This is a genomic window from Alkalinema sp. FACHB-956, from assembly GCF_014697025.1.
Lineage (GTDB): Bacteria > Cyanobacteriota > Cyanobacteriia > Leptolyngbyales > Leptolyngbyaceae > Alkalinema.
In genome coordinates this window covers 439,401-447,881 of sequence record NZ_JACJRC010000002.1, presented here as the reverse complement: position 1 = coordinate 447,881, position 8,481 = coordinate 439,401, and the positions used below count along the sequence as shown (strand labels likewise).

Sequence of the window (8,481 nt, the reverse complement as noted above, 5' to 3'; positions counted from 1 at the left end):
CCAACCCCATCTCGTCAATCACACCGGCCACAATCCCGCTGTGGTCAATATCTTGTACTCTAATTTCAGATGCATTCATGCATCAAAAATACAATAACTCTATGCCAAAACCTGCGGAATGTGGGTTAGAACGCGACAAAATATCGCAACAGCATTCCCATCAAGCCGAGAACACTTTGGCCAATGCCAGAGTAATTCTTTTCCTTTGGCGGATTCTTGAGGGCATGTACCACTTTTTGCGTAGACTCTGCGCTGGCCTTATCCCCTTGGGTGTTAAATAACGCGATCGCTTTTTCCAAATCTTCGATCGCCGCTTTATTTTGTCCCAGTTCTACCTTCGCTGCACCCCGTCCCAGCCACGCCGGAGCGTAGTCAGACTTTTGGGAGATTGCTTGGTTGAAGTGATTAATCGCCACCTCAAACCGTTTCGCTTCCCCTGCGGCCATGGCCCAGCGATAGAACTCTTGATAATTGACAATGCCCTCTGGAATCGCGATCGCCGACTCCAAACTAGTTCCCTCTAGGCGCGCATTTTGTAGATTCGCTCCGCCTAAAAAAGCTCCCCGCAGATCTACACCCCGCAGATCTGCCCCGACTAAATTCGCCCCAGCCAGATTCGCCCCGGCCAGACTGCTGCCTGCCAGTTGAGCATTACTCAGGTCAGCCCCGGTTAAATTAGATTGACTCAGATTGGCTCCCATGAGATTGGCTCCCGATAGGTTCGCCCCTTGCAGTTGGGAGAGAACCAATCCCGCCCCACTCAAGTCACAGCCCGCACATTGCTTCGTTGCCAACAGTTGACGGGTATGCTCCAAATTTTCGGCAACCGCAGCCGTTGCCCCGGTTAGCGTCATCAGTACCGCGATCGTGGTTAATTTTAGGGACTTCATAGGATGCCATCCAGAACCAGCAGGATGTCCGTTAGGACACTCCATGTTACTTTGTGTTTGGAGGACTAGATCATGTCAAACAAACAAAAGTTCCCGCATTTGGTGGGTTCCAAATGGACAGCGCGGGAGGAAACCTTTGGCTGGCGGCATTTTCAGGTCGTCAATCGCAAAAACGAAGGGGAATGGGTCTTTGCAGAGTTGGAATCCTCCTGTGGCAATCCCCCGGTGCGGTTTTGGCTGAATGCCAAAGTGCTCAAGGATCGTCGCCGCTGGTTCCCCGGTTGGAAAACCCTGGAAGAAATCCGCGAGCACGATCGCCTAGAACTCGAACGACGGGAACGGGCGGGGGCAGCGAGAACTTAGCGAGAACTTAGCGAGAACTTAGCGAGAACTTAGTCAGGAGACTGCTTAGAACCGTTCCAGATTCGGAAATTCCTGGGCAGCGATCGATCGGGCGGCTTCACCGCAGGTTTTAGGCGTCGGGAAAATCTTCGTCGGATTGGCAATGCCCTGGGGATCGATCGCCCGTCGTACCCATTGCATCGTTTCTAAATCCGCCTCGGAAAACATATCGGGCATGTAGCAGCGCTTCTCAGCGCCAATCCCGTGTTCGCCGGAAATGCTGCCCCCCACTTTCACACAGAGCTTGAGGATTTCCCCGCCCAAAGCTTCCACCTTTTCCAACTCGCCAGGAATGGCATTGTTATACAAAATCAGCGGGTGCAGGTTGCCATCTCCAGCATGGAATACATTAGCCACGGGATAGCCATACTCTTTCCCCAGCCGCGCAATTTCACCGAGGACAAATTCCAACTTTGTCCGGGGAATCACGCCATCCTGAACATAATAGTCGGGACTGATTTTGCCCATGGCCGCGAAGGCTGCCTTGCGCCCTTTCCAAAGGGTCAGGCGATCGTCCGGCTCTGTGGCGACGGTGACATTGCGCGCCCCATTCTTTTTGCACAGATCCGCCACCCGTTGGGCATTGCCCGCCGCTTCTACTTCCAAGCCATCCACTTCCACCAGCAAAACCGCCTCTGCATCGCGGGGATAGCAGTTGGTTTTCACCACATCTTCCACGGCGTTGATGCTGAAGTTATCCATCATTTCAATGCCACCGGGAATAATCCCCGCACCAATAATATCGGCGACCGTTGCCCCCGCCGCTTCCACACTGGTGAAATCCGCCAGCAGCACTTTGATTGATTCCGGAGTCTTGAGAATGCGCAGGGTGATTTCCGTAGCAATACCCAGCGTCCCTTCCGACCCAACAAACAGGCCGGTCAGGTCATAACCGGGCATTTCCGGCACCGCTCCCCCGATCTTCACCACCTCTCCCGTCGGGGTCACGATCGTCATGCCCAAGACATGGTTCGTTGTGACGCCGTATTTCAGGCAATGAACCCCACCGGAATTTTCCGCCACGTTGCCCCCGATCGAGCAAATAATTTGGCTAGAAGGATCGGGCGCGTAGTAGAACCCGGCTCCACTGACCGCCTGGGTCACCCAATTGTTAATCACCCCCGGCTGTACCGTGACCCGTTGATTATCCAGATCAATGTCTATAATTTGCCGCATCAGTGCCGTGGTGATCAGCACACAATGTTCGATCGGCAACGCCCCACCGGACAGCCCCGTCCCCGATCCCCGTGGCACAAAAGGTACCTGAAACTCGTGGCAGACCTTGACCACAGCGGCCACTTCAGCGGTTGTTCGGGGGAGCACCACCACCGCCGGTCGCTGGCGATAACTGGTTAACCCATCACATTCGTAGACCAACAGTTCTTCCCGCCGTTGCACCACGCCCCGATCGCCTACAATGTCCCTGAAGCGCTGGATAATCGGCTGCCAATCGCGGGGTTCTGGACTGGAAAGAGATGCCAAAGCCTGCATAGTGTTTTAGAACTACCATTAGGATATGTTGCTTGATCCTATCACTCCCGTTATTCCTGAAGACTGATCGGGAATTTTGGTGATCAGAGGAATGCAGGGTATAGATCGATTTCGATTGCCATCCTAAAATAGTAATTTCTTCCTTATGGATGTCGAATTGAAGCGGGTTCTCAGCTAACCGGAAAGACTCTGTTGATGGGGGGAAATATTGTGGCTTTTTCCGAGGATAAATGGCGAGTTTGGCAAGGGCTGCCTCCCCAATCATCACGCCAGTCCTCGCTCGAATCACCCTATTTTGCTGGGGGCATCACGCTACTCTATAGCCTTTTGGGATGGCTGTGGATGACCTGGGCCGATCGCCTCTTGGCCCTTGGGGGAGGAGCAGGATTATCGCCTGCCCAGCTCCAACTGATTAAGGAGTGGGGCTTTGTGGCAATGACGGCTGTTGGATTGTATGGCCTGTTGTGGCAGGGGCTGGGGCAGCTACGGAAACGCCAAACCGTCCTGCATAACATCATCGATGCGGCGAACGAAGCGATTTATGTCAAAGATGCCCAGGGGCAGTACCTGATTGTCAACCAGACCGCCGCCCAGGGGCTAAAGCTACAACCCAGCCAAATGATTGGACGATCGGCCCAAGACTTCATGGAACCGGAGGAAGCTAAACGGATCCATGACGAGGAATTGGAGATTTGGCAAACGGGGGAACCACAAGAAACCGAATATACTGTCACGATCGCTGGGGAACAACGCTACTTCCTAACAACCAAAAGACTCTGCCGCAATGAGCAACAAGAGCCGATTAGCCTCGTTTCTATCACCCGCGAAATTACACTTTACAAACAAACGGAAAAACGACTGCGGGAACGGGAGGAAATTTTCCGCCAACTGGCCGAAACCGTCGAAGAAGCCTTTTTGATTCAAACCGCCGATGGAAGTCAGACCCTCTACGTCAGTCCCGGATACGAGCGGATTTGGCAGCGTTCCTGTGAAGAGCTGTATCAGGATCCCACGGTTTGGTATGACTCTCTTCATCCCGATGACTACGATCGGGTGAGGGCGGAGCTCCAACAGGTGATGAGTGGCGAAATTCGTCATACCGAGTTTCGCATCTTACGTCCCAGTGGAGAAGTCCGCTGGATGGTTGCCCGGGGCTTTCCTGTCCGAGATGAAACTGGAAGGCCCTACCGGATCGTGGGAGCCGCCCAGGACATGAGCGATCTACGACAGGCTGAGCGCGATCGACAACAAGCCACCCATCTGCGAACAGAACTGAATGTCCTGGAGTCCATTCTCGAATCTGCGATCGCAGGCTACTGGGACTGGGATATTGCGGGTAACACCACCTATCTCAGTCCAACGTTTAAGCGGATGTTTGGCTATGAAGATCACGAATTGCCCAATGTGCCACAAACCTGGCAAACGTTGGTGCTCCCTGAGGACCTACCCATTTTGTTGAACTCGTTTGAACAGCACGCCCACAGCCAGGGACAGATTCCCTATCACAACGAAGTGCGGTACCGCCATAAGGATGGATCGATCGTCTGGGTCATTTGTGCCGGACGCATTCTCGAATGGAACAACGATGGGCAACCCGTGCGGATGGTCGGTTGTCATGTGGATATTACCCACCGCAAACAGGCGGAAGCAGAACTGAATCGCCTCTCCGATCGCCTCGCTCTGGCCCTGCAATCAGGCGCGATCGGGACGTGGGAATGGCATATTGCGGAGAATCGTCGCTTCTGGGATGAACGGATGTATGAACTGTACGCCGTCCAACCGAGGGAAGATGAAGACCTCTGCCAAGTCTGGGCTCAGTGCATCCATCCCGAAGACTTGTCCCGAGTTGAGACGGCCCTGTATCAAGCGGCACGAGGTGAGCAGGACTTTGACTTAGAATTTCGCATTGTTCATCCAGATCAGACGATTCATGATATCAAAGCTTCTTCCCTAGTTCAACGGAATGACCAAGGTCAACCCATCCGCATGATTGGGATTAACTACGAAATTACCGATCGTAAACGAGTTGAACAAGCGCTCAAAACCTCGGAAGCACGGTTGCAGGCTACGGTGGAGAATGCACCTGGAATCATTGTGACCTACGATCGCCAAGGTTACGTTACCTATATCAACCGGGCTGTGACTGGACAGTCACCCCAGGATTTTCTGGGTACTCACTACCACAACTGTGTTCTTCCGAAGTATCACGCCCAGCAAGATCAAGCCCTCATGCAAGTCTTTGAGCAAGGTGCGACCGTTGAGTATGAAGTTGAGGGCTACGTTGATGGCTTGGGCAACACCACCTGGTATCAAGTAACAACTGGCCCGATCTGGCAAGGGGACCAAGTGGAGATGGCGATTGCCACAGCCATTGACATCACCGATCGTAAACAGGCTGAAATTGCCCTGCGGGAAAGTGAGCATCGGTATGCCACGCTCACAGAATCTGCGCCCGTTGCTATTTTTCGATTAGATACCCAGGGACAGTGCATTTATGTCAACAGTCAATGGGGCAAGATGATGGGACGATCGCTGGAGTCGGCCCTAGGCATCGGTTGCTTTGATACGCTTTATCCTGAAGATCGCGATCGCATCTTCCAAGATTGGGCTAAAAAATTTCAGCAGGGGGAAGGACTGGGTGAAGGCTACCAAACTGAGAGCCGCCATGTGCATTCCAAGGGTCAAATCATTTGGTGTTATACCAATGTCGTTCCTGAAACGGACGCCCAAGGCCAGTTAATCGGCTATGTGGGCACGTTGATTGACATCAGCGATCGCAGAGAAGCGGAACAGATTCTGAGACGCTATGAGCGCATGGTCAATGCTACGGACGATGGCATGCTGTTGATCGATTGCAACTACATTTATCAAATCGTCAACCAGTCTGCAGAACAGGATCACGGAAAATCTAGCCAGGAAATGGTAGGGATGAGGGTCAGTGATGTGATGGGGCAGGCCGCCTTCGATCAAATTCTTAAAGCTCAATTAGATGAATGCTTCCTGGGGCACACCCACCAATATAGTATGTGGCTGGAATTGCCTGGGATTCCCGAGCCCCAATTTGTCAACTTCAGTTTGTCGCCCTATCGGGAAGCGGATCAGACCATTTCCGGAGCCGTCATCAGTGCCCGCAACCTGACGCACCTCAAACGGATTGAAGAAGCGCTGCGGGAAAGCGAACGGCGCTATGCCACGTTGGCTGCCGCTGCCCCCGTAGCCATTTTCCAATTCGATCGCCCAGGTAACTGCGTTTATGTTAACGATCACTGGAGCGAAATGGCTGGCAGACCCAAGGAATTTGCCTTAGGTCAAGGCTGGCTCAATGCTTTACATCCGGACGATCGGGAGATATTTAGTCAAGTATCCACCAATACTAATGCGCTTGACAATGAATTTATCTATGCCCATACCTACGTTCGAACCATGGAAGGGCGACATTTGCGTCCCGATGGAACGATCAATTGGTTCTATTGTCAGGTCGCCGCAGAAATGGATGCAGATGGAACCGTAGTGGGATATGTCGGAACATTAACGGATATCACAGAACGCAAACAGGCGGAACAGGCTTTGCAAGAATCCCGCGCCATGTTGCAATCTATTTTGGACACCATTCCCCAACGGGTTTTTTGGAAAGATCGGCAATCGCGCTACCTGGGATGCAATCGAGCCTTCGCCCAAGATGCGGGATTGCCAGATGCCAAGGAAATTTTAGGAAAAACAGATTTTGAGATGCCTTGGGAGAACTTTGCATCTGCATATCAAGCCGATGATACCGAGGTGATTAACCAAGGTGTTCCGAAATTGAATTACGAAGAACTCCTGCAAAATAGTAATGGGGAACAGCACTGGTTACAAACCAGCAAGGTCCCGTTGACCAATAGTGCAGGGGAGATTGTAGGCGTTTTGGGAACCTATGAAGATATTACTGATTTGAAACAATCAGAAGCTCAGTTGCGCCAAATTAATGAGCAACTCGCCTATACAAATTTGGAATTGGAGCGGGCAACTCGCCTGAAAGATGAGTTTTTGGCCAATATGAGCCATGAGCTACGGACACCTTTGAATGCAGTCTTAGGAATGGCTCAGAGCTTGCAGGATGAAATTCTGGGTCCCCTCAATGAACGACAACTCAAGGCGATCGCGACGATCGATCGGAGTGGCAGTCACCTGCTGGAATTGATTAACGATATTCTCGATCTCTCCAAAATTGAGTCGGGTAAGTTGGAGTTAGATGTTCGCCCCGTCAGTATTCGTAGTCTCTGCGATATGAGTTTGACCTTTGTTCGCCAAATGGCCACGAAGAAAAATATTCAACTAGAGAGTGATCTATTACCCAACCTGGGGCGACTTCTAGCCGATGAACGGCGATTGCGCCAAGTTCTGATTAATCTTTTGGATAATGCAATCAAGTTCACGCCTAATGGAGGGACTGTGACCCTGGCCGTACGGTATCAACCCAGTGCAGAGCACCGTGGTAGTGATTTGGGCCATTGGGTAGAATTCTCAGTCACGGATACAGGCATTGGAATTGCAGAAGAAGATTTTGATAAACTGTTCCAACCCTTTGTTCAAATTGATAGTAGCCTGAACCGGCAATATAGTGGGACGGGCCTAGGATTATCTCTCGTGTGGCGCATTGCTGAGTTACATGGGGGTAATGTTACAGTTCAGAGTGAACTCGGACGGGGAAGTTGTTTTACTGTGCAGATTCCTGATGCATTCCGTAATATTCCTCGGAATCACCTATCTTTGCAGGCTAGTGAATTTCCCCCTAGTCAGGGTTGTGAGATTGATGCAGAGTTGATTGGGAGTCGAGATGATCTGTCTTCGGCCTCCACCACTGTCCAACCTATTCAAGTGACTATGCCCGCTGCTGACCACCCTTTGATCCTTCTCGCAGAAGATAACTTAGCCAATATTGAAACCTTTACAGCCTATCTTGAAAGTCGGGGATATCGCTTAATTTTGGCGGGTAATGGGCAAGAAGCTATCGACCTCACCCAGACCCATCGTCCAAATATCATCTTGATGGATATTCAAATGCCGGGATTGGATGGATTGGCTGCCATTCGCGCGATTCGAGCCATACCCGACTTTGCAAACCTACCAATTATTGCACTGACAGCCTTAGCGATGTTGGGCGATCGGGAAAAGTGTTTAGCTGCTGGGGCGAATGAATATATGGCTAAACCGGTTCTGTTAAAACATCTCGTGAGTACGATTGAGAAACTCTTGGTAGCGACATCCTAACCGCAAGGTTGACTCAAGATTAACGCAAGATTAACGAAAGATTAACGCGATGAATGCATTAAACGGATGGACGTTCGATCGCGACTAGGTAACAGCCATTCACCGCCCACCGCCCATTGGAGAGCTGTTCCATCAGATACAGGGCTCGCACTGGAATGCCCTGGGGGCTAAGGAGTAGAACGGGTTGGGTCAGGTTACCTTCGACAAGCATGACCTCTTCAAAAATCACCGATCGGGGACGATAGACAGGCTCATAGGACTGCCGTACCATGTTCATAAAATTGGTGGGATTGCGAAACATGGCTTGAATCCCAGGACTGGCCAAGGCAAATGCACGCACCGCATCATCTTGCTGGAACGCGGATAGCTGCCATTCCACCACGTCTCGAATGGCCTTGCGATCGAATTCGCTAATGCTGTCCATAGGTGCTCTTCATGGTTCGAGGTT

At 51.6% G+C, this 8,481-nt stretch carries 5 protein-coding genes; 2 read left to right on the top strand and 3 right to left on the bottom strand.

The window, feature by feature from the left end:
- Nucleotides 1–125: 125 nt before the first annotated feature.
- A complete protein-coding gene (locus H6G21_RS05220) occupies nt 126–890 on the bottom strand; it encodes a pentapeptide repeat-containing protein (protein WP_190571221.1) in 765 nt (254 codons plus the stop codon).
- Between the two features lie 72 nt (nt 891–962).
- Here H6G21_RS05220 and H6G21_RS05215 point away from each other — a divergent pair, with 72 nt between their 5' ends.
- A complete protein-coding gene (locus H6G21_RS05215) occupies nt 963–1,253 on the top strand; it encodes a TIGR02450 family Trp-rich protein (protein ID WP_190571218.1) in 291 nt (96 codons plus the stop codon).
- Between the two features lie 45 nt (nt 1,254–1,298).
- On the opposite strand, the gene glcD is transcribed toward H6G21_RS05215, so the two are convergent.
- Nucleotides 1,299–2,774, bottom strand: coding sequence for a glycolate oxidase subunit GlcD (gene glcD / locus H6G21_RS05210; RefSeq protein ID WP_347277981.1), 1,476 nt, complete (start codon nt 2,772–2,774; stop codon nt 1,299–1,301).
- A 219-nt stretch (nt 2,775–2,993) separates the two neighbouring features.
- Between glcD and H6G21_RS05205 the strand changes: the two genes are divergently transcribed.
- Nucleotides 2,994–8,033 (top strand): PAS domain S-box protein, encoded by a 5,040-nt coding sequence (locus H6G21_RS05205; protein WP_190571215.1) that lies wholly within the window; start codon nt 2,994–2,996, stop codon nt 8,031–8,033.
- 58 nt (nt 8,034–8,091) lie between these two features.
- On the opposite strand, the gene H6G21_RS05200 is transcribed toward H6G21_RS05205, so the two are convergent.
- Nucleotides 8,092–8,457 (bottom strand): DUF4864 domain-containing protein, encoded by a 366-nt coding sequence (locus H6G21_RS05200; RefSeq protein WP_190571213.1) that lies wholly within the window; start codon nt 8,455–8,457, stop codon nt 8,092–8,094.
- Nucleotides 8,458–8,481: the final 24 nt, after the last annotated feature.